This is a genomic window from candidate division KSB1 bacterium (genome assembly GCA_022566355.1).
In the GTDB taxonomy this organism is placed as follows: domain Bacteria; phylum Zhuqueibacterota; class JdFR-76; order JdFR-76; family DREG01; genus JADFJB01.
On the sequence record JADFJB010000084.1, the window covers coordinates 1 to 21,123 of the forward strand.

Annotated in this window: 19 protein-coding genes and 2 pseudogenes; 13 read left to right on the forward strand and 8 right to left on the reverse strand. The window is 39.6% G+C overall.

From position 1 onward, the window contains the following. Positions 1–339 precede the first annotated feature (339 nt). The 5 genes from IIC38_14045 to IIC38_14065 all read left to right on the forward strand — a co-directional run bounded on the left by IIC38_14045 (position 340) and on the right by IIC38_14065 (position 4,042). Positions 340–714 carry a 5-carboxymethyl-2-hydroxymuconate Delta-isomerase gene (locus IIC38_14045; GenBank protein MCH8127058.1) on the forward strand — a complete coding sequence of 125 codons (375 nt, stop codon included), beginning with the start codon at positions 340–342 and terminating at the stop codon, positions 712–714. 131 nt (positions 715–845) lie between these two features. Next, positions 846–1,235, forward strand: a complete 390-nt coding sequence (locus IIC38_14050; GenBank protein ID MCH8127059.1) for a cupin domain-containing protein — start codon at positions 846–848, stop codon at positions 1,233–1,235. Positions 1,236–1,238: 3 nt separating this feature from the next. After that, on the forward strand, positions 1,239–2,030 hold the full coding sequence (locus IIC38_14055) for an SDR family oxidoreductase (protein ID MCH8127060.1): 792 nt from the start codon (positions 1,239–1,241) through the stop codon (positions 2,028–2,030). Between the two features lie 129 nt (positions 2,031–2,159). After that, positions 2,160–2,558, forward strand: a complete 399-nt coding sequence (locus IIC38_14060; protein MCH8127061.1) for a hypothetical protein — start codon at positions 2,160–2,162, stop codon at positions 2,556–2,558. A 767-nt stretch (positions 2,559–3,325) separates the two neighbouring features. Beyond that, positions 3,326–4,042 carry an acetolactate decarboxylase gene (locus IIC38_14065; GenBank protein MCH8127062.1) on the forward strand — a complete coding sequence of 239 codons (717 nt, stop codon included), beginning with the start codon at positions 3,326–3,328 and terminating at the stop codon, positions 4,040–4,042. Positions 4,043–4,321: 279 nt separating this feature from the next. Here IIC38_14065 and IIC38_14070 read toward each other — a convergent pair whose 3' ends face one another. Genes IIC38_14070 through IIC38_14085 form a run of 4 tightly spaced genes read right to left on the reverse strand, consistent with a single transcriptional unit; the run spans position 4,322 to position 7,225 of the window. Beyond that, positions 4,322–5,149 carry a purine-nucleoside phosphorylase gene (locus IIC38_14070; GenBank protein MCH8127063.1) on the reverse strand — a complete coding sequence of 276 codons (828 nt, stop codon included), beginning with the start codon at positions 5,147–5,149 and terminating at the stop codon, positions 4,322–4,324. Beyond that, entirely contained in the window at positions 5,146–5,829 is a 684-nt protein-coding gene (locus tag IIC38_14075) for a hypothetical protein (protein MCH8127064.1), read from the reverse strand. The genes IIC38_14070 and IIC38_14075 overlap by 4 nt, the downstream gene beginning before the upstream one ends. A gap of 23 nt (positions 5,830–5,852) precedes the next feature. Continuing rightward, the gene (locus IIC38_14080; GenBank protein MCH8127065.1) at positions 5,853–6,500 is read right to left on the reverse strand and encodes a DivIVA domain-containing protein; all 648 of its coding nucleotides are present in this window, start codon (positions 6,498–6,500) and stop codon (positions 5,853–5,855) included. Between the two features lie 17 nt (positions 6,501–6,517). Beyond that, entirely contained in the window at positions 6,518–7,225 is a 708-nt protein-coding gene (locus tag IIC38_14085; GenBank protein MCH8127066.1) for a YggS family pyridoxal phosphate-dependent enzyme, read from the reverse strand. A gap of 808 nt (positions 7,226–8,033) precedes the next feature. Between IIC38_14085 and IIC38_14090 the strand changes: the two genes are divergently transcribed. From IIC38_14090 to IIC38_14105, 4 genes are all read left to right on the forward strand, one after another. After that, positions 8,034–9,386: a hypothetical protein gene (locus tag IIC38_14090; protein MCH8127067.1), complete on the forward strand. Its 1,353-nt coding sequence runs from the start codon at positions 8,034–8,036 to the stop codon at positions 9,384–9,386. Between the two features lie 46 nt (positions 9,387–9,432). After that, positions 9,433–10,368, forward strand: coding sequence for a zinc ABC transporter substrate-binding protein (locus IIC38_14095; GenBank protein MCH8127068.1), 936 nt, complete (start codon positions 9,433–9,435; stop codon positions 10,366–10,368). A gap of 48 nt (positions 10,369–10,416) precedes the next feature. Beyond that, positions 10,417–11,229: a metal ABC transporter permease gene (locus tag IIC38_14100; protein ID MCH8127069.1), complete on the forward strand. Its 813-nt coding sequence runs from the start codon at positions 10,417–10,419 to the stop codon at positions 11,227–11,229. 117 nt (positions 11,230–11,346) lie between these two features. After that, positions 11,347–12,621, forward strand: coding sequence for an alkaline phosphatase family protein (locus IIC38_14105; GenBank protein ID MCH8127070.1), 1,275 nt, complete (start codon positions 11,347–11,349; stop codon positions 12,619–12,621). A gap of 640 nt (positions 12,622–13,261) precedes the next feature. Here IIC38_14105 and IIC38_14110 read toward each other — a convergent pair. Continuing rightward, positions 13,262–13,458, reverse strand: a pseudogene (locus IIC38_14110) (type II toxin-antitoxin system VapB family antitoxin). 151 nt (positions 13,459–13,609) lie between these two features. Between IIC38_14110 and lgt the strand changes: the two are divergent. Continuing rightward, positions 13,610–14,407, forward strand: a complete 798-nt coding sequence (lgt, locus tag IIC38_14115; protein ID MCH8127071.1) for a prolipoprotein diacylglyceryl transferase — start codon at positions 13,610–13,612, stop codon at positions 14,405–14,407. A 119-nt stretch (positions 14,408–14,526) separates the two neighbouring features. Here lgt and IIC38_14120 read toward each other — a convergent pair whose 3' ends face one another. From IIC38_14120 to IIC38_14130, 3 genes are all read right to left on the reverse strand, one after another. Next, positions 14,527–15,555, reverse strand: a complete 1,029-nt coding sequence (locus tag IIC38_14120; protein MCH8127072.1) for a zinc-dependent alcohol dehydrogenase family protein — start codon at positions 15,553–15,555, stop codon at positions 14,527–14,529. 236 nt (positions 15,556–15,791) lie between these two features. Further along, entirely contained in the window at positions 15,792–17,558 is a 1,767-nt protein-coding gene (locus tag IIC38_14125; protein ID MCH8127073.1) for an ABC transporter ATP-binding protein, read from the reverse strand. Between the two features lie 236 nt (positions 17,559–17,794). Then, entirely contained in the window at positions 17,795–18,268 is a 474-nt protein-coding gene (locus IIC38_14130; protein MCH8127074.1) for a transposase, read from the reverse strand. A 217-nt stretch (positions 18,269–18,485) separates the two neighbouring features. Between IIC38_14130 and IIC38_14135 the strand changes: the two are divergent. From IIC38_14135 to IIC38_14145, 3 genes and pseudogenes are all read left to right on the forward strand, one after another. Next, positions 18,486–18,731: pseudogene (locus IIC38_14135) on the forward strand (DUF4159 domain-containing protein). 265 nt (positions 18,732–18,996) lie between these two features. Beyond that, positions 18,997–20,016: a MoxR family ATPase gene (locus tag IIC38_14140; GenBank protein ID MCH8127075.1), complete on the forward strand. Its 1,020-nt coding sequence runs from the start codon at positions 18,997–18,999 to the stop codon at positions 20,014–20,016. Positions 20,017–20,396: 380 nt separating this feature from the next. Further along, positions 20,397–21,123 (forward strand): DUF58 domain-containing protein (locus tag IIC38_14145; protein ID MCH8127076.1); only part of this gene is annotated, 727 nt, incomplete at its 3' end.

The window sequence follows — 21,123 nt, forward strand, 5'->3', positions numbered from 1 at the left end:
TAAAGGTTAAGAAAGATTGATTTTTTATATTGACCGAAAATTGGTTCATAGTAATCTTCTTTATAACTTTAATATTCTTAGTGACTTAGAGTCTTTGTGGCAAAAATTCATGAATAGTGCAGGTTAATTAATAGTTAGCTATGCCTAAAATCAGAAAAGAAAAATATTCCTTCAATTTCAATATAAACACAGAATGTATGTTGATATAAGAATGATGGTTCTAAAAACCGTAATGACCTTTTTCATTTATCATTTTAAAATTCTTGTTAATCCTGTCTTAATACTTTTTTTTTGAGAATAAGTACGTATTATTATGATGATCCATAATTTTAATCCATAATGCCGCAATTAATACTTCAATATACAGCGAATATAGACCAGGAGATTAGCTTTCAAGATCTTTTTGTAAAATTACATAATATTCTGGCCGACATTGGTGGCATAAAAATAGACAATTGTAAAAGCAGAGCCTTCAAACTGGATAACTATTATATTGGTCGTGGGGAAACTTCAAATGCATTTATTAACCTGGATATTCACTTTTTGGAGGGACGACCGCAGACCTTAAAAAAAGAGATCGGTAGTCAAATTCTTGAAGCTTTAAAAGAGATTTATAGCCAATCCATATCCGAGCTCAATCTTCAAATCACAGTAGAAATAAAAGATATCGAACGAGACGTTTATTTTAAATATCCGCCTGGAAGTTTAAAATGAAAGCAATATTCAAATGCATGTTCTGTATTCCTTCTTAAAAGGAAATAAAGTTTCCTTGATATAAGGAAATAGCATGTAAATAAGTGTGTAGAATCAGTTGAAGCTAGATCATCATCTAACCGGAGGAATCAATGAGTAAACAATCTGAAGTGAACTTTTATCGCTGGGATGATATGCCATTGGAGAAAGTTACAGATCAAATCGACCGGCGTTTGGTTACGGGTAACCGCATCATGGTAGCCCAGGTCTATCTTAAAAAAGGTAGCATTGTGCCCACACACTCCCATGAGAATGAGCAGATCACCTATATCATGGATGGCGCACTTCACTTTTGGATCGGCGAGGATGAATCAGAGGAGATTGTCGTTCGATCTGGTGAAGTCTTACATCTTCCTTCGAATGTGGTACACAAAGCACAAGCCCTGGAAGATACATTTGATGTAGATGTTTTTAGCCCGCCTCGACAGGATTGGCTTGACGGCACAGATAGCTATTTTCACGATAAAGCAACAGGGTTATAGCAGATGAATTTTGGTTTAAAAGGAAAAGTAGCATTGGTCGCCGCTTCCAGTCGTGGTTTGGGACGCGCCGTGGCAGAGGAACTGGCCTATGAAGGAGCGAACCTGATTCTTTGTGCTCGCGGTGAAGAGAACCTCAACAAAGTCAAATCTGAAATTATCGAAAAGACAGGTGTGAAAGTTGTTGCAATAGCGGCAAATCTTACAGAACCAGGACAAGTGAATCATGTTGTGGAAACCGGAATTAATGAGTTTGGCCGCATAGACATTCTGGTCACCAATACTGGCGGACCACCTGCTGGGGTATTTGCAAGTCTGAGCCAGGAGGAATGGCAAGAAGCTATTCGCCAAAATCTAGAAAGTGTACTCAACATAACGCGAGCCGTTCTACCCGGAATGAAAGAACGCAAATGGGGCCGAATCCTTAATGTCACATCGATTTCGGTAAAGCAGCCAGTAGATAACCTGATTCTATCAAACAGCATTCGTGCAGCCGTGACAGGTTTCGCCCGTACCCTGGCAAATGAAGTAGCGTCTTTAGGCATTACAGTAAACAACGTGCTGCCCGGTTATACCCGTACCAGTCGGGTTGAGGAGTTGGCGGGACAAATTGCGAAGGCTAAAGGAACTACAGTGGAAAAAGCAATCGATGGTTGGGCAAATCAAATTCCAATGGGCCGGATCGGTGAACCGCGTGAATTTGCCGCGTTGGTTGCATTCCTTGCTTCTGAAAGAGCGAGCTATATTACTGGTACTTCGATCCCGGTTGATGGTGGGTGGATTCGATCCCTTTATTGAGTCATCGAAATAATCCTGGATGAAAAAGATATATTAATTCAAGAGGAAACCTAATGGAATCCCAGCTTATTGAAGCCTGGCAAATGAGCAATGAGGCGAACTTTTACCTGCTCGAAAATATAGCAGAAGATTATTTACAAGACAGCTATACAACCCCGCACCCGTTCTGTTGCCGCACAGTTTGCCCACATTCACAATGTTCGTCTTCGCTGGCTCAACCATGCAGCTCCAAAGTTAGTAGTTGATGTACAGAGTTTTCCCAAAGGCGCGCAGCCAACTAAGGAAGAATTAAAGCAAGCGTTACAGGCTTCTCAACCAATTGTCGCTCGATTTCTGGAAGAATGTGAATCCTCGGGCAAGGTGAAAAGTTGGAACGGCTCGCCCGCTACTTTTCTGAGTTACATGGTTGCCCATGAAGCTCATCACCGGGCTTTGGCCATTGTGGCGTTACGGATTTGCGGACACAAACTGCCGTCGGAGGTTATATACGGACAATGGGATTGGGGTAAGAAACGAAGTCTTCGATGAATTTGGAACATTAGCTGTTTTGTTCTTCGATGAAACCGCTACATTTTTACTTACGTAATTAGAAATCGCATTACTGGATTATTGATTGAGAATTGGTTTATGTATCGTAAAAATAAAATGCTTGTTGTTGTGATTTTGTTCTGTTTTTTAACCTGGGCGAATGCAAATACAATCGATTTGATTTGTACTACTGGGAAATTGTGTTCAGTTGAACTTCAAAAGATTGTAGACTCTAATCAAGCTCACCGTTGCTGTAAACAAAATAATGGAAAGAATAATACCCTAACCGATAAATCCAATGCGAATAATAATCCAAAATGTGGAGATTTTTCATCAAAGCTTGAGACCTATATTAAACAAGATGTTAAGACGGTCCACACAAATGTAGGATTCGTTACGAATATTATAATTCCTCAATCAGTCTGTACGGCCATTATACTACATTCAAATTTCTCTTCATATCAAACCAAACTTTCAAACCCCGCTATTTTTCTCAAAAGCTGCTCATTTCTGAGTTGATCACTCAAGTTCGACTTAGATTTGTCGTTTTGAGTTGATTCTTAGTTTTAATACCGATGTCAATTATTTTGTTGTTTTGAACTGGCTAGTAAACGGTCAAAACCGCAGACACTTATTAAGTTTAAGAATGTCTCATGTTTTGTGATCCAAGTCAGTTCAGTTTAAAGTTCCGCTCTTGGTAACCATGATTAGTCAATAAATGACATCTGGAAATAATAGGATCCTAAATTATTTTGAAAGGAAATAGTATGAATATCAAAAACCGGTTAGGCATAATTTTAATGCTGTGTTTATCAATAAATTGTCAGCCTCAACCTAAGAAGGGTGTTCATGTAGCTGGGGCATTGAGAAAAATGATGTTTGATGCGGATATAAGTGCCAAAATCGATCTGAAATCTCTGGAGAATACTAAAAATTTATATGGCTTGGGTGCACTGGCAAATTTAAAAGGAGAAATCCTCATTTTTGCAGGGGTGCCTTTTATCACTTCTGTTAAAAACGGCATGGTTAAACTGGATCAATCTTACGACCATCAAGCTGCGTTGCTGGTGTATACAGAACAAGCGAATTGGCAACCAATCGATATTCCTGAGAGTATCGTATCCTTAAAGGATCTTGAGATTTTTATATCGAAAGCTTCGGTGGAGTACTCAATTCCTCAGGATCAACCTTATCCTTTTCTCATTCGAGGTAAAGTAAAATCAGCACAGTGGCATGTTATCGATTGGCCAGAAGGAGATACGGAGCACACACACGCAAAGCACAAAGCATCGGGATTACATGGAACAATTGCTGATGAAACAGTCGAAATACTCGGATTTTATTCAGACAAACATCATGGTGTTTTTACTCATCATACCACTAATATACATTTGCACGTAAAAAACCAAGCGGGTAATATTGCCGGCCATCTGGATGAACTTTCATTGGGTAAAGGCATGACTTTGTTCTTACCGGTGAATTGAGAATCCAAATGTAGTTTGTTAAATTCTTACTTGACTAAATGAAAGCACGTGGCCGTGCCTGGGCAAAAAATTGAAGTTAATCCACGTAAGGCATGGCCATACTATTTTAGGATTGAAGAAAAAAATAATTTACGACACTGATGATAGGAGTGTAGTTTGGTACAAAGATGGGAAAAATCTTATAATGAATAGAAAAATGAAAATTCCAATTGATAGGATTTTGCTTTTGGAATAGTGGAAGCAATTCTTTAAAAAAGAAAGACCTCTCTTATTCAAGAGTCAACTGCCAAAGGTTTCCACAAAACGCTTCATGATTACCGTCATTTTGGGTTCAGCTTCATTAGCATGCTTTAATATCTCCTGAATATCCACAGCTTTTAAAGAATCCGGGAAACATTCATCGGTAATAACAGACATTCCCAGTACCTTCAAGCTGGCATGCACCGCAACAATCACTTCCGGAACAGTGGACATACCCACAACATCGGCGCCAAGGTTTCGCAGCATTCGATATTCGGAACGTGTTTCCAGGTTTGGACCGGATAAAGCCAAATAGACGCCTTTATGTAGTTTGATCTTCTCATCCAGGGCAATTTGTTCAACTCGTTCGATATATTCGAGGCTGTAAGGCTCGGACATGTCCGGGAAACGAATGCCAAGTTCGTCATCATTTTCCCCAATGAGCGGATTGTCGCCTAGCAGGTTGATATGATCACAAATGACCATAATATCACCTGCTTTATAAAGCGGATTAAGCCCGCCGCAAGCATTCGATACCATCAGTGTATTCACACCAAGGGCTTTCATTACACGAACCGGGTAGGTAATTTGCTGCATAGTATAGCCTTCGTAGTAATGAAAGCGCCCCTGCATGGCAACCACCTCTTTACCGCCAAGACGGCCGAAAATTAAATTTCCCTCATGAAATTCAACGGTTGAAAGTGGGAAATGAGGAATATCCCGGTAGGAAATCTCGTGCTCTTTTTCAATTGCTTTCGCTAACCGACCGAGACCGGTCCCCAAAATAATACCAATCGGTGGTTTACTTTCAGATTTCTTTCTTAAAAAAGAAACAGTTTCATCAATTTTGTTTCGAAGCTCAGTCATTCGTTTTTCTTTTTCTTTAAAGCTGCTTCTAATTTCTTTCGTTCTTCTTCCAATTTGGCTTTTGCTGCTTTTTCGGTCTTGATTTGTTGTTGGATTTTATCTAACCTGCCCCGCTCTTCCTTTATCTGCTGTTCAGCTACTTGTTTACGGCTTTCTTTTACCCGGTCAATCGCCATCTCAAAATCACGTTTATTGCCTATCCGGTTAAATAAAATCGCTCCTAAAATTCCGCCGCCTATGGAAATCGGGTTAGCCATGTTGAATTCATTGTCAGAGGCTCTTGATGCCAGAGAACTGATAAGGAGGCTGCCACCAAAGCTGAGGGCACCGCCGCTAAGGGTATAGATCGTAGCAGATTTGTTGTTTTTCATACCCAATATCTCTTTCTGAGAAACCAGGTTGCCTTTTTCATCAAGAACCAGATCGAATTTTTTAATTTCCGTTATTGAATTCCGTTTAATTTCGAGTTCTTCGGATATCTCTTTCTGCAATATTATACTCTCACTGGATTTTTTAATGGCGATTCCTTCAACAAGTTCGCCATTCTCAAGTTTAAGTTTGATTTCTGAGGGTACTTGTAATTGGGAGTAGTTGATTACAACGGTACGGCTGGCACAACTCTGGAGCACAATAAAAAAAACAATCAATATGAAGGGTATATAAGCATTAGGTTTATGCATACCGAGGCTCCTTATCAATTTGATTAAAATACCATTTGGTCATCATCATGTGGTTCGGTTGAGGGATTTTCGGCGGGGGATTCAACTGAAGATTGTTCTGTCGGAACTGGCTCGGGTTGATGAAGTCGTGTGTCTGAAGTGAGCGGTAATTCCTCTTGAATGACAGGTAAAGGAATTTCCTTTTTCCTTTTCGATTGCTTTCTTTCATCCTTGAGTTCGGAATCATCAATTTGTAATACTTTGATCAGTTCGATTTGAGATTCCAGTAAGTGTCTTAGTCGGTTGATAAACGATTCCTTTTGAACCCGGAGAAGTGTTATATCGTTCTTTATTTTTTCAACCTTATTACGTGCCTGGTCCAGGATTTTTTCCGCTCGTAATTCGGCTTCATGGATAATTAACCCAGCTTCTTTTTCTGTATTGACTCGTGTCCGGCTAATGGATTCCTGCGCATTCATCAGAGTTTCTTTTAAGGTTTGTTCAACCTGTTGGTAATCCTTTACTTGCGTACGCAATATTAGAGCCTCGGACTTCAATTGATCCTTTTCATTGAGAAGAGCTTCATATTCATTAGCTACCATCTCCAAGAAGGTTTCTACTTCCAAAGTATCAAAGCCCCTCATGATACGCTTAAATTCCTGCTTCTTTATGTCAAGTGGTGTTAATTTCAAATGATCCTCCTACATTTTTAGAAGGCTGATTGTTTAGGTTGTCGTTGCCCAAAAATCGCAGTCCCAATTCGAACTATGGTTGCACCTTCTTCGATAGCCCATTCAAAATCATGACTCATACCCATTGATAAATGGTGAATTGGTTTGTGTGAATTGATGTTTGAGTTAATTTGATCTTTGACCTGCCGCAACATTTGGAAGCACTCACGTACTTCTTTTTCATTAGAAGTAAATTTCCCGATCGTCATAAGTCCGGTTAAACGAAGGTGCGGTAAAGTAACAACTTTCCGTGCAAGTTCTAATGCCTGGTTCGAGCTTATGCCAAATTTAGTAGATTCATCTGATGTCTTTACTTCCAGAAGAATTTCCACATCCTTATTTCTCTGTTCACATCTTCGACTAATTTCTTCTGCAAGATGTAAACTATCCACTGAATGGATAACATCAAATATCTGTATTGCCCGTTTAACTTTATTGGTTTGTAAGTGACCGATTAAATGCCAGGATGCTATGTTTCCTAAACGTTGGTATTTTTGCCAGGCTTCCTGGATACGATTTTCACCAATGATTGTTACTCCTGCTTCTACAGCCTCTTCAATGATCTCTGCAGGAAACGTTTTGGAAACAGCAACAATTTTTATCTCATTAAAATTTCTACCTGAATTTATTGCTGCTTCAGCAATTCGTTCTTGGATTCGTTTCCAGTTTTTTGATATTTCTGACATAAAATTGAAATGAATTTATCCATTGCTAATTCAAAAAGCAATTAATTTTTATGCACCTGAAGATCATAAATTTCAAAGCGACATCGCTTCGAAATTTAGTCAGTGTTTATAACATAATTTAGCACAAAGTTGTGGCTGGTTTGACTACAAAAGAATCAATGGTTTGTTTTATGCAGATAAGAAAACTTTGCCTATGTAAGCAATTCATGAATAATGCAGGTTTAATTAAATTAATTACAAAACTTTCGAATCTGAGTTAGGTTATTCCTTCAATTTAAATTTTGGTTTCAGCTTTTTTTATTGATTTTATCGATTTCCTGTTTTATCATTGCACGTGTATATTTTGCAATAAACGGAACAATTTTTATAGGTAAGCATTTTATATTTGAACCTAAGAGATGATTAAAATGAATTTCTTGCAAAAAATATTCCTTATAATCGCTGCAATAGTGTTTATTGCATTATTTGCATTCCTGCCCTTCTTGCATAATCATACACCTACCTTGGATGAACCATTAAACTGTCCGGCTTATATTCTTGAAATGAGCCTAATATCTGCGCTTGGTTTATTACTTTTAGCTGCTATTGTATATCTATCATCCCACTGGCTACTTTTTGCAAATAGCCACACAAGATTTCCATCGAATCAAAACTATCCTCTATTTTTAAATAGAGCGCCTCCTCAATCTTAATTCATTAATCTACATTTTTCCCATGTGGCTTTTGGAATATTAACATTATTCCTAAATTCAATGAGATTTAATAGTTCAACAACCAGGTTGATTTGAACGATGAAAGATTTATTATAATGTGTAAATTATTTGTGGAAATAATTCAAAAATCATTCGGTATTTTAGTGGTTTTATGTGTTTTTTTAGCAGCGCCAGGATTTGGCCAAGAAAAACAATCGGATAAGATTGTCCGACTCGAGAAAGAAATCCAACTGCTAAGTGATAAGATTAAAAAACTCCAGGATGAATTTGCACAAATCACTAAGAGTGATTCTACAAATGATGAGGATGAAGCATTACTAAAAGAACTGGAAGCTGAGCTGGCTCCCAAAACTAAGGAACAAGAAAAACAACTTCCGCAAATTTCCGATAAAACGCTTAAAGCCAGGCAACAGGTTTTCCAGAACATGAATCCAAATGTAAGCGTAATTGGTAGTTTTTTTAGCAATGCCAGCAATCAAGATGGGTTAGAAAGAAATGTTAATCTGGGTTTGGGTGAAGCTGAATTTGCATTTTTGGCAGCGGTGGATCCATATGCACGAGCAGATTTTTATATAGGTTTCGGAAGGCATAAAGAAAATTTAGGTGGTGGGGCTGAAAGTGAAGATGAACTACATGGGGAAGAAGAGGGTGGCCTTTCTACTGAGCTCGAAGAGGCTTATTTGACTTTGTTAACTTTGCCACACTCAATGCAGCTAAAACTGGGCAAATTCCGTCCTAAGTTTGGCAAAATCAATGAAACCCATCCGCATGCCTATAATTTCATCGGATTGCCCCTCATGTATCAGAATTTTTTCGGTGGAGAGGGATTGGTTGATGAAGGCGCCTCCTTGAACTGGTTGTTACCAAACACTAAATTTTTCCAGGAGTTAACACTAAGTATCTTAAACGGACCTGCCGAAAATGCATCTTTTACGAGAGCTGAAACCGATAATTTTCTATACCTGGCTCACTTGAGGAATTTTTTTGATTTATCCGATAACACATCCCTTGAGATCGGTTTGGGCGGAATGTCTGGCCCTCATAACGAAACGGGAGATCGTACCACTATATTTTCAACCGATATTACACTAAAATGGAAGCCATTACAATTCAATAAACTCAAATCATTTGAATGGCAAACCGAAGCCCTGTTAAGTCGTCGTGAGGAGTTAGGAAGTACAATTGAAAGTTTTGGCCTTTTTTCCCATTTGCGCTACCAACTCTCTAAAAGATGGTATCTCGGCTATTTGATTGATTACTCGGAGTTTCCTGAAACAAATAAATTCAATCAAACGGCGCATTCCGGAATCTTGCAATTTTTCGCAACTGAGTTTCAAAAATTTGAAATTCAAGGTCGATACAACACTGGAAATTTGGGTGATGATTTTTTTGACATCCAGTTGAGAGGCGTCTTTGTTATTGGCGCTCATGGTGCGCATCAATACTAATTTAGTACGCTACACTAATAACTTATTTATAGGAGCAGGAACATTTATGAAAACCAAGAAAATTATGGAATCTATTTTTATCATTACAATTCTTCTAACGACTAACCTTTTTGCTGCCGATAAAATCAAAATTGTAACCTCTCTGCCTGATTTGGCCGATATTGCCAGACAAGTTGGTGGTGATAAAGTTGAAGTGGTTGCCATCGCAAAAGGATACCAGGATCCTCATTTTGTGGACCCAAAACCCAGCCATATTTTAAAAATGATAAAAGCTGATTTATTTATCCACATTGGATTGGACTTGGAAATTGGCTGGGTTCCGCCTCTTTTGGAAAAAGCCAGGAATCGCAAAATATATTATGGCGGGACCGGTTATCTTAATGCCTCCCAAAATATAGATCTTCTCGAGGTGCCAAATACTAATCCCGCAGAATTACGTGCGCAGGGAGACATTCATATTTATGGGAATCCTCACTATTGGTTAGACCCTGAAAACGGCAAAATAATAGCGAAGAATATTTGTGATAAACTCATTGCCATTCAACCCGAAGATTCTGGTTATTTTCAAGAGAATTTAAATAACTTTATTGACCGATTGGATGCTGCCATTAGAATATGGGAGGAACGAATGAAGCCATATGAGAACGTGAAAATCATTGCCTATCACAATAGTTGGCCATATTTTACGAAACGATTTCACATAGATGTGGTTAGTTTTATCGAACCGAAGCCTGGCATTCCACCCACGCCCAGGCACCTGGTTTCCGTAATAAAACGGATCAGGACTGAAAATATTAAAGTCATCATTATTTCACCCTATTTTGATGATAAACCGGCTAAAACCATAGCGAGTAAAACAGGTGCAACCGTAGTCTCTTTTGCACCTTCTGTCGAAGCTTTTAAAGGAGTGGACAACTATTTAAATCTGTTTGAATACAATTTAACTGAACTAATCAAAGCATTTGAAAATTATAGTAATTAGAACGAAATGAGAATGAATATCCAGGTTTTTTAACAAATAGCAAACAAGATGGTAGAATTATTAACTGCACCAATCGTCGCATGTTTAGTCATAGCTATGATGCATGCCTATTTGGGAATTCATATCATTGACCGAAAGGTTATTTTTGTCGATTTGGCGCTTGCTCAAATTGCTGCCTTAGGAGCTGCATTTGGATTTTTGATGGGATTTGAGTATGGAGATACAACCTCTGTTATATTGGGATTACTTTTTACATTTATTGGCGCCGCGATATTTTCACTAACACGAACCCGCAGAGAAAAAGTACCCCAGGAAGCAATCATCGGAATTGTATACGCCGTCTCGGCTGCTGCCTTTATTCTTGTCATGGACCGCTCTCCAGAGGGTTCTGAGAAAATAAAAGGTATGTTGGTCGGCAGCGTCTTATTTGTCACCTGGACTGAAATCATCAGGGTCTCTATCATTTATATGATCATCGGAATGTTTCATTACAAATTTCGCAAGCAATTTTTGGCAATCTCCAGAAATCCCGAAAAAGCTTTTCAGCAAGGCATAAAAGTTCGATTGTGGGATTTTCTCTTTTATATTTCATTCGGAATCGTCGTAACCCAATCGGTTAGAATTTCGGGAGTTTTGTTGGTTTTCTCATTTCTTGTTGTGCCAGGCATAATAGCTGTCCTTTTTTCTGATCGTGATTCCAGTAGGCTTGCCATTGGAAGCGCGGTGGGAGTCATTGCCAGCTTGATGGGAATTATCATTTCTGTATTGCTTGACATACCAACAGGTGCATCCATAGTATGTACATTTGGTATAATCTTAATTTTTGTTGGTATTTTTCGTGCGGTAATGGCAAAACTATAGCTTCGTCTTTTTCATTTAAATTCACATAGTATATTCACAAAAACCAGGAGGAAAGTCGTGCTTTTCGTTCGCTTCTTTACCATTTTCGCTGTTTGGCTTGGTTTAGTACATCCTCTAATGGCTCAATCCAATTATCTTCAATCGGGTCCAATGGTTGGTTATTCTACTATGATGGAGGTTTTGCTCTGGGTGCAAACCAATGCCCCAGCGAATGTTCAAATCAAATATTGGGATGAATTGAGACCCAATAATAAGTTATCAACCGAAGAAGTACAAACTAACAAAAGAACTGCATTTACTGCCAAACTATTGGCAGACAAGGTAGAACCAGGAAATAAATATGTTTACGAACTAACCATTAATGGCAAAAAAGTAAACAGACCTTATCCTCTAAAATTCCAAACCCAAACTTTGTGGCAATGGCGCACCGATCCGCCTGACTTTAAAATGGTAATTGGAAGCTGCGCTTATGTGAATGATGAACCCTATGATCGGCCTGGTGCACCTTATGGAGCCGGATACCAGATTTTCACTCAGATACATGCCAAACAACCCGATTTAATGCTGTGGCTTGGCGATAATGTATATCTTAGAGAGGCCGACTGGAACTCGATTACCGGGATTCATTATCGCAATACTCACACACGTTCTTTGCCGGAACTGCAGCCATTGTTGGGCTCTTCTCATCATTATGCGATTTGGGACGATCATGATTTTGGACCTAATAACAGCGATCGTGGGCTCTGGAACAAAGAATGGACATTAGAAGCATTCAAGCTCTTTTGGGGCAATCCATCATTTGGTGTGAATGGACAGCCCGGAATTACAACCCAATTCCAATGGGCCGACGTACAATTCTTCTTGTTGGATAATCGTTATTACCGAACGCCCAATAATAGAATCTCAGGAAAACGATCCATCCTGGGAGAGCAACAATTTGAATGGCTCATCGATGCACTGGTAAAAAGTGCTGCGCCATTTAAGGTCGTCGCAATTGGGGGCCAATTTTTGAACCCGGTTGCGGGATTTGAACATCACGCTATTTTTGCAGATGAAAGGGACCGGCTGCTAAAAGCAATTGAGCAAGAAAATATTACTGGGGTGATATTTTTTAGCGGCGATGTCCATCATACAGAATTGTCAAAACTGGAGCGAAGAGGCACCTATCCAATCTATGACTTAACCATCTCTCCATTAACGGCCGGACCGGTTATTTGGGACAAACCTGATGCAAATTATCTTCGCATCCCCGAGACCTTGGTAGTTGAACGAAATTTTGCATTGCTGGAATTTTCCGGAAAACGTACAGATCGCCAGATGAAAATCACAGATTATAATGTTGATGGCAAAGAATTGTGGAATTATACCATTAAAGCGAGGGATTTGAGGTAGAAATATTCTTATAGCAATTAATGAATTCGGTAGGAGTGAAGTCTTATAGGCAATAATTGTCAGAAATTTTGAAAATCTTTATCATTTGTAAAAATTGAAAAGTCAAATCGATTAGAAATTGCACATATTAAATAATCCGAATTTGATCCTTGAATACCCTCACTTTTTCAAATATTAAAATATTCTGCTGCCTTTTTCATAATCATTACTAGTACCTGGACTATTCATAAACCTATCACTGGTTTATAAAACTGTCATTCCCGTCCCGCCTGGCGGGATTATCGGGAATCTTGTTACACAGGCCAATAGACCCCGATAAACTTATGCCCGTATGTTTTTAACGGGGGTAAGCACTTCGGGGTGACATTTTTGGGGTTCTCGGACAGCTTGAAAACATTAGAGGATGACATTTCGGGGTAGTACCCGGACACTCTGAAAGCATTCGGGAACGACACTCTGCAGCATCCTGCACGACGGGACGACATTGGATGTATTAAGTTTCCTTATGTCATTCAGGACGAATCTATTTCCATAAAAAGAATAGTAAAATTGTAAGTATATAGCTCTCGAACATTTGGATTCTGTAAATCATTTTTTCTCCGAAATGCTAAAGACCATATACTTGTTTCGACTATTATTTTCATCGTTTAACCCGTTGCTTCTTATAATCATAATCAGGTTCATAATCAATTGAACCAAACAGATCAATAATTTTGAGTTGCTTACGTCTTTGAATATACTCTAGTAATGCCTCTATAACAGCAGCTTTCTTCGTGCGATGATTCCAATTTGGGCTTCTTCAATCAGTTTATCATCAATTGCTACATTTGTTGGCATTTTAATTTCCATCAAATAAATTTAGAAGATTATAATAAATAATGAATTAGATTATACATTTCATGGTGTAATATCAAATGACTTCTGGAATGATCAAACATGCAATTGGTCAAGGATATTATTCAGATTTTTGTAAAAATGTGATTTTATCATGATTCTTTCCCCCTACATACACTGGAGTGTTGACCCCGAAATTTTCCGATTCGGTGCATTTACCATTCGCTGGTATGGATTGCTGTTTGCCACATCATTTTTCCTGGGTTATCGAATTATACAATGGATTTTCCAAAAGGAAAAATTACCCAAGACTGATGTTGACATACTGTTGTTTTATGTTTTGTTTGGTGTTGTTATAGGTGCACGGCTGGGACATTGTCTTTTCTATGAACCCGGTTACTATTTAAGCAATCCGATTGAAATCATCAAATTCTGGCGGGGTGGATTGGCGAGTCATGGCGCGGCTATTGGAATTTTGACTGCTATTTATTTATATTCGAAGAAAAAACCTAAGCAGACTTACTTTTGGGTTGTGGACCGTGTTGTGATTGTTGTGGCTTTATCCGGATTTTTTATACGGGTGGGTAATTTGTTTAATTCTGAGATCCTGGGAAAAGCTACCGATGTGCCATGGGCATTTATTTTTACTCGTGTTGATATGATCCCCAGGCACCCGACCCAAATTTACGAAGCTTTAGCATACTTAAGTATTTTTTTATTATTGATTACTGTCTATCGTAAGTTTCATCCAGTTTTTCCAGGTATGCTATTTGGAATTTTCCTTACTTGTATTTTTGGCTTCCGTATTTTTGTTGAATTTTTCAAAGAAACCCAATCTACTTTCGAAGCGGGAATGACGTTGAATATGGGGCAACTATTGAGTATCCCTTTTTTGCTGATTGGGCTTTTCTTAATTTTTAGATCTAGATTCCGGAAAGCAAAAACCACGTAACAACAGATTTAATCCAATACTAAAATAATTTTATTAGCCTGGCTGAAATGATGATTCAGTTGATTCGCTCAATTTCAGATTCGCAACTTTATAGCATTGGTTGATTTTATTTCAATCTGTTATGTGACTCTCAGCACCTTAGCTCCGCGAATCTTTCTTTCCTTTAATTCCATCAATGCAATATTGGCATCTTCCAAATCGTATTCCTGGTATTCGGGTTTGATGGGAATTTCTGCCGCGATCTGAAGGAATTCACTCACATCGCTGCGAGTAACATTGGCCACGCTTTTAATTTCTTTTTCCATCCACAGGTGTTTGGGATAATCCAGGCCCAACAAATACTTTTTATCAACTTCTTCTTTTCGTATGGCATTGATGACCAATCGTCCTCCGGCTTTTAAATTATTAAGAGCTTCAACAACAGGTTTCCAAACCGGTGTCGTATCGATGATGCAATGCAATTTTTCGGGAGATTCATCCTCAGTATTGCCCGCCCAGACGGCTCCAAGCTCCCGGGCAAATTGTCTTTCTTTATCACTCCGGGCAAATACGTAAACCTTTGTAGCCGGATATTTATAGCGTATCATTTTTAATACTAGATGCCCGGACGCGCCAAACCCGGTAAGCCCCAAACGTTGACCATTTTTAAGATTACATAATTTCAGGGAACGGTAGCCAATTGCGCCGGCGCATAAAAGTGGTGCAGCCTCCGAATCTGAGAATAAAGCTGGTATACTATGGGCGAACTTTTCGGGTACAGTTATATACTCAGCATAACCGCCATTCACATCTCTACCAGTCGCTTTAAAATCATCGCATAGATTTTCGTTGCCATTAAGACAATACTGGCAATTTCCGCAAGCCGAAAAAATCCATGCGATCCCAACCCTGTCGCCGAGTTCAAACAACCCGGCATTTCCCCCCTTTTTTTCTACAGTTCCTACTACTTGATGGCCCAAAACCACCGGTAAATGTGGTGGAGCCGTTCGTCCTTCAATTTCATCCAATTCAGTATGGCAAACTCCACAAGTAGATATTTTTACTAAAATTTCATTTTCAGACGGTTCCGGAACGGGAATATTCCTTAATTCCAGGGGAGTGTTATTTCGGTTGAGAGAACAGATTTTGTTTAAAACCATTGCTTTCATGGGAAATGAATCTTGTTTAATGATTTTTGCTCAAAACTACTAATTGAATCATCTTCTATGATTTAGTCTGTGTAGATCAGTAACTCGTTTTTGTCTGTACAAGTCAGTGGCTTGTTTTTGTCTGTGCAAGTCAGCGGCTTGTTTTGTCAGTGTGAGTCTGTGGCATGTTTTTGTCTGTGCAGGTCTGTGGTAAAACTAATTCGTAGCGATCTTTTTTTCTTTTCCCGTTTCACGTCCTAAATCCTCGCCTGGTATGTATATAGCCGGAAATAACGCCCTTCTTTTTTGATAAGCTCATCATGGGTGCCGCGTTCGACGATCTGGCCGTCTTCGATTACCAGGATCTGGTCGGCTTGCCGGATCGTGCTTAAACGGTGGGCAATGACAAGAGTAGTCCGGCCTTTCAATAACCTGGCAAGACTTTCCTGGATGTAGATTTCGCTTTCGGTATCCAGGCTGGATGTGGCTTCATCCAGGATAAGCACTTTGGGATTTGCCAACAAAGCGCGGGCGATGGTTACGCGCTGGCGCTGGCCGCCGGAGAGCTTCACGCCGCGTTCGCCGATCACCGTATCCAGTCCATCATCGAAACGATCGGTAAACTCCTTTACATGAGCAGCCTTGACTGCTTCTAGCAACTCATCTTCGCCTGCACCTGGCCTGGCGAACAAGATATTTTCCCGAATGGTTCCCTCATACAAAAAATCATCTTGAAAAACAACTCCAAGCTGACTGCGATAACTGTTTAGTTTTACATTTGAAAGATTGTGTCCATCGATAAATACAGTGCCCTGGTTGGGTTTCAGGAAGGATGCAGCCAATCCTGCAATGGTGGTTTTTCCTGAGCCGGAACTGCCAACAAGAGCGGTAACCGTACCGGCAGGCGCTTCAAAGCTAATATCTTTTAAGACTTCCTTGCCTTTCTCATAGGCAAAGGAAACCTTCTCAAAGGTGATAGCGCCGTCAAAACCATCTAAATTTTGTGTTCGGGATGCTTCTTCCCCTTCTTTTTGTGTATTGAGGATTTCTTTCATGCGATCAAGACCAGCAAACCCTTCAGTGATTTGGCTGCCGATGTTACTCATCTGTACGATTGGCGCGATCAGGAAGCCCAGGTAAAGAGTAAATGCGAAAAATTCCCCGATAGTTAAGTTGCCCTTCAGGATCATAGAACCGCCCAACCCCATAATCCCAACACTTGCCAGCCCAAGAAGCAAAGTAGCCGAACTGGTAAGCAAGCTCGTGGCTGTAAGGGATTTTTTTATATTCTGGAAAATGCTGTCAACGCCTTTCTCAAAGACACTTATTTCCTGTTTTTCCGCATTAAAACCCTTAATCACCCGGATGCCACCGAGAGACTCGGTGAGACGGCCGGTAACTTCGGCGCTAATCTCCCACCGTTTTCGGAAAATGGGGCGAATAACAGAAAACGCTTTTAATGAGATTAAACCGAACAGAATCAGCGGCGCCAATACATACAAAGTCATGGCTGCGTTGATATTCAGGAGCAGAAAAAAGGCAACCACCGAAGTGAGCGCCCCGCCGAACAATTGCAACAGGCCGGTGCCTACCAGGTTGCGCACACCTTCCACGTCATTCATGATGCGGGACACCAATGAACCTGATTTGGTATTATCAAAATAAGAGATTGGCAGATAAATGATGTGTCTCTGTACTTTAGAACGCAGCAATGAAATCAGGTGTTGAGCTTCGACACTCAAAAGCCGGGTTAAAAAAAACGAAGTGAACGCTTGAACGGTAATGGCGCCACCAGCGACAAACAAGATTGTTTTTAACAACTCGGTATTCCCCTCAGTAATCACATTATCAATGAGGTACTTACTTGAGCCCGGTAATACCAAACCGCTTAAACTTTTGATTATGATTAAAACCAATCCAAGCGATAATAATTTCCTTCTCGGCCAAATGATGGTTTTAAACACATATTTGACGGTAGATAATGATGGTTTTTTGGATTTTTTCTTTTCTTCTGGATGGTTCATTATTGTTTAAATCCTTAAAATTGTAAAAACTGTGAAGAGGCATTTTAATTGATGAGTTTAAAATGATATGTAGAGGGCAGGTTTAATGCAAGGGGAATTGGGGAAAATCGAAGCTTTATTGTAAGAGCTTCTTTACGGAACAAAGAAATAGTTATGATTTAGATTCAAAAAAGGTCAAAGTACAAAACAGCAACCCCCCAAACATCATTTTAGTTGCCAAATAGTCTTGTGATTAGTTATTGGACCGAATCGAGGCGCTGGAGACTGGTATCAACCTTATAGACTTCCTTAAGTCTATCTGTTGCATCATTGAAAACTTTTTTCGCCAGACTGTCGGTCGTCAAAATATGCCGCATATTCCAAAGCGTTTTTAAAGAAAGGAACTGGTCATCTTGATCCAGCACATCAAGCGCATAATGCCATTGCTGATTAAAGGCCATCTGGTCGACTGTTTCATCATCGGTTAAATCAAATATTTGTTGCAGAACGTCCCGAAGCGTCGGGATGGAAACCAGTTCTTTGGTAGGCCGGCCCATTTTTTTGTTAAAATATTTGGCGATCTGGGTAATTGGCATCCTCGGAAGAATGTGCTGTTTGAAAATCTCTGCCCAGGACTTTTTAAGTCGTGCGAGTTTTTTAGCGCTCAGAGAATTTTCCCATGGGTCCATGCCTTTGAGATACAAATTGTTGCGATTTTTGACCTTTATCACTTTTTTGCCTTATGTTATTTAATATCAATGAGATAAGGTAAGTATTTTGTCGCTTAAATGTAAGAACTAAATGCTCTTAACTAACTATTTATCAATACGTTAAAACAAAGGCGGCAACATTTTTGTGAACACAATATAATGTGGTTAAGCCATGGGTGAAATGTCAATATATTGTATGTCCTTTTAATCTTTCGACTTTTTACGAGATCGTCATGATATCTATACTTCATTTTTTAAATTCGATAAAGGACCACCCACAACTTCCGTCGAGTTGAACGGTTGGGGCGACGATCTGGTGCATGATTATTTAAAAGCTATCGAAATAAATGGACGTATCGGTGTACTTTATAGCAATAAAGATTATGGTTGCGAATGGGATTATGATTTCCGCAATAAGCGTTGGCTGGTTGAAGACAATACGAAGTTTGGTGTGAATATTGTCATCTATGCAATGACAGCTTAAACCAATGAAAAATGAACAATGAATAATGAACAAAATACAAATAACAAATAACCAAATTTCAAATCTGAAAATGTAACAATGATTTCAAAAATATTAATTTCGTTGTCATTTCGAGGAGTTTACGACGAGAAATCTTTTGATTCCTTTAAAAAACTTGTCAAACAAGATTTCTCCTCGCGGAGTTTATCCTGAGAGCAGCTGAAGGCTACGTCGAAATGACATTTTGTTAATTCTTCAGAAGTTTATAGACAAAAGAGACAAATCAATGAAAATAGCAGAAACCCCAAAGTTCAACGAAGACGATATACAGAAACTTTTACAAAAACTGAATCTTCTTCGCGCTGAAATTCAAAAGGTGATAATCGGTCAGGAAGATACCATCGAACAGCTTTTAACCGCGTTTCTATCCGGAGGTCATTGTTTGCTGGAAGGAGTGCCGGGACTAGCAAAAACCTTGATGATCCGCACCTTAGCGAATGCGGTTCACTTGTCATTTCATCGCATCCAATTTACGCCGGACTTAATGCCTTCTGATATAATCGGCACGGAAATTCTTGAAGAGGACCACGCAACAGGCAAACGCTTCTTTAAATTCAACAAAGGCCCGGTTTTCGCCAATATCGTTTTAGCAGATGAAATTAATCGAACGCCGCCAAAAACGCAATCGGCTTTACTCGAAGCCATGCAAGAATTTGAAGTCACCTACGGTGGCAAGACTTACGAATTGGAACGACCGTTTTTTGTGCTCGCAACGCAAAATCCGATAGAACAAGCCGGAACCTATCCACTTCCGGAAGCTCAATTGGATAGATTTCTGTTAAACATTGAGATTAGTTATCCTACTGAAGAAAAAGAGCTGCAGATTTTATCTACTACGACAGGAAATATTATAGTTGAAACACAACCGGTAATGTCTGCCGATGAGATTCTGAACGCCCAAAGAATTGCCAGGGAGGTAATTATTAATGAAGCATTATTGGCTTATGTGAATCGCCTGATAAGAGCGACGCGGCCAAACGGCAGTTCCATAGAAAAAGTATCGGAGTGGGTTAGATGGGGTGCCGGACCCCGCGCAGGCCAGGCAATTATTCTAACCTCTAAAGCAAAAGCCTTGTTAAACGGACGATTTTCCGTAACCTTAGATGACATAAAATCCATGGCTTTCCCGGTACTGCGTCATCGAGTGTTGGTTAATTTTAAAGCCGAGGCAGAGCGAATTACTTCAGATCACATCACCAGGGAACTTCTGGAGAAAGTGCCTGAGCCAAAGAGTCCGTTGGAATAATTTAAGGATTATAAACACGGATATGTATGGCATGCTTTTTTTCTCTGTTGACATAAAGATGTACTATTTAATTCCTCCCCTTTATAAAGGGGAAGTTAGGAGGGGTAGTAAAAGATGGTGTATTGGAAAAAATCCGAATGGTGTGCCTGAACTTAAATGAAAATATTGATGGCTAAGAGGGTTGTATTAATAACCTCCCCTAACCCCTCCTTGTAAAGGAGGGGAATTGTTAACATGATATTTGTTAATTTGATGTTAAAATCCAAGTAAAATCTGAAATGATACTTAACTGCGGAGAGCGCAAAGATCGTTGAGTTCTAAAAAACCCTGAAACTCAGCACTCTCAGCGAACTCTTCGATGAAAAGCTAAAAAAATTTATATGCCAATTTCATCTTACCGATTTATCGATCCCTTAACATTGGCTGCAATTTCAAATCTTGAATTACTGGCGAAAACAGTCGTGGATGGTTTTATGATCGGCGCTCACCAGAGTCCGGTTCCGGGAGCAGGTCTCGAGTTTAACCAGTTTCGCAGCTATCAACCGGGAGATGATGTACGCCGGGTTGATTGGAAATTATTTGCCCGGTCGGATCGATATTATATTCGTGAATCAGAGGTAGAGAACAGTATTACGGTTCGCTTTATCCTGGATGCCAGTGCATCGATGTTACACGAGGAGAGTAAAATCTCCAAGTTTAATTATGCAAGATTTCTGATCGCTTCGCTTGGCTACCTGGCGCACCTGCAGGGAGATGCCATAGGGATTTATGCGATCAATGATAAGGAAATTTCGTTGCTTACCCCAAAGGGTGACCATCAACATTTGCATCGATTTATTCATGAATTAGAAAAAATCAAAGCTGTTGGAATTTGGCCAAATTGGGATGAACTGGAAAATATCTTTCTATCGGGTCAGAAACGGGAGTTGGTCATTTTCGTAAGTGATATGTACGAGTATAGTAACGAGATCCGAGAAGTGTTACGGAAACTGCATGCGCTAAAAAATGAAGTTATTTTGTTTCAATTAACCGGACGTAAAGAATTGGAGTTTACCTACGAAGGCGCCTTAACGTTTGAGGATTTGGAAACCGGAAAGAAGATTCAGG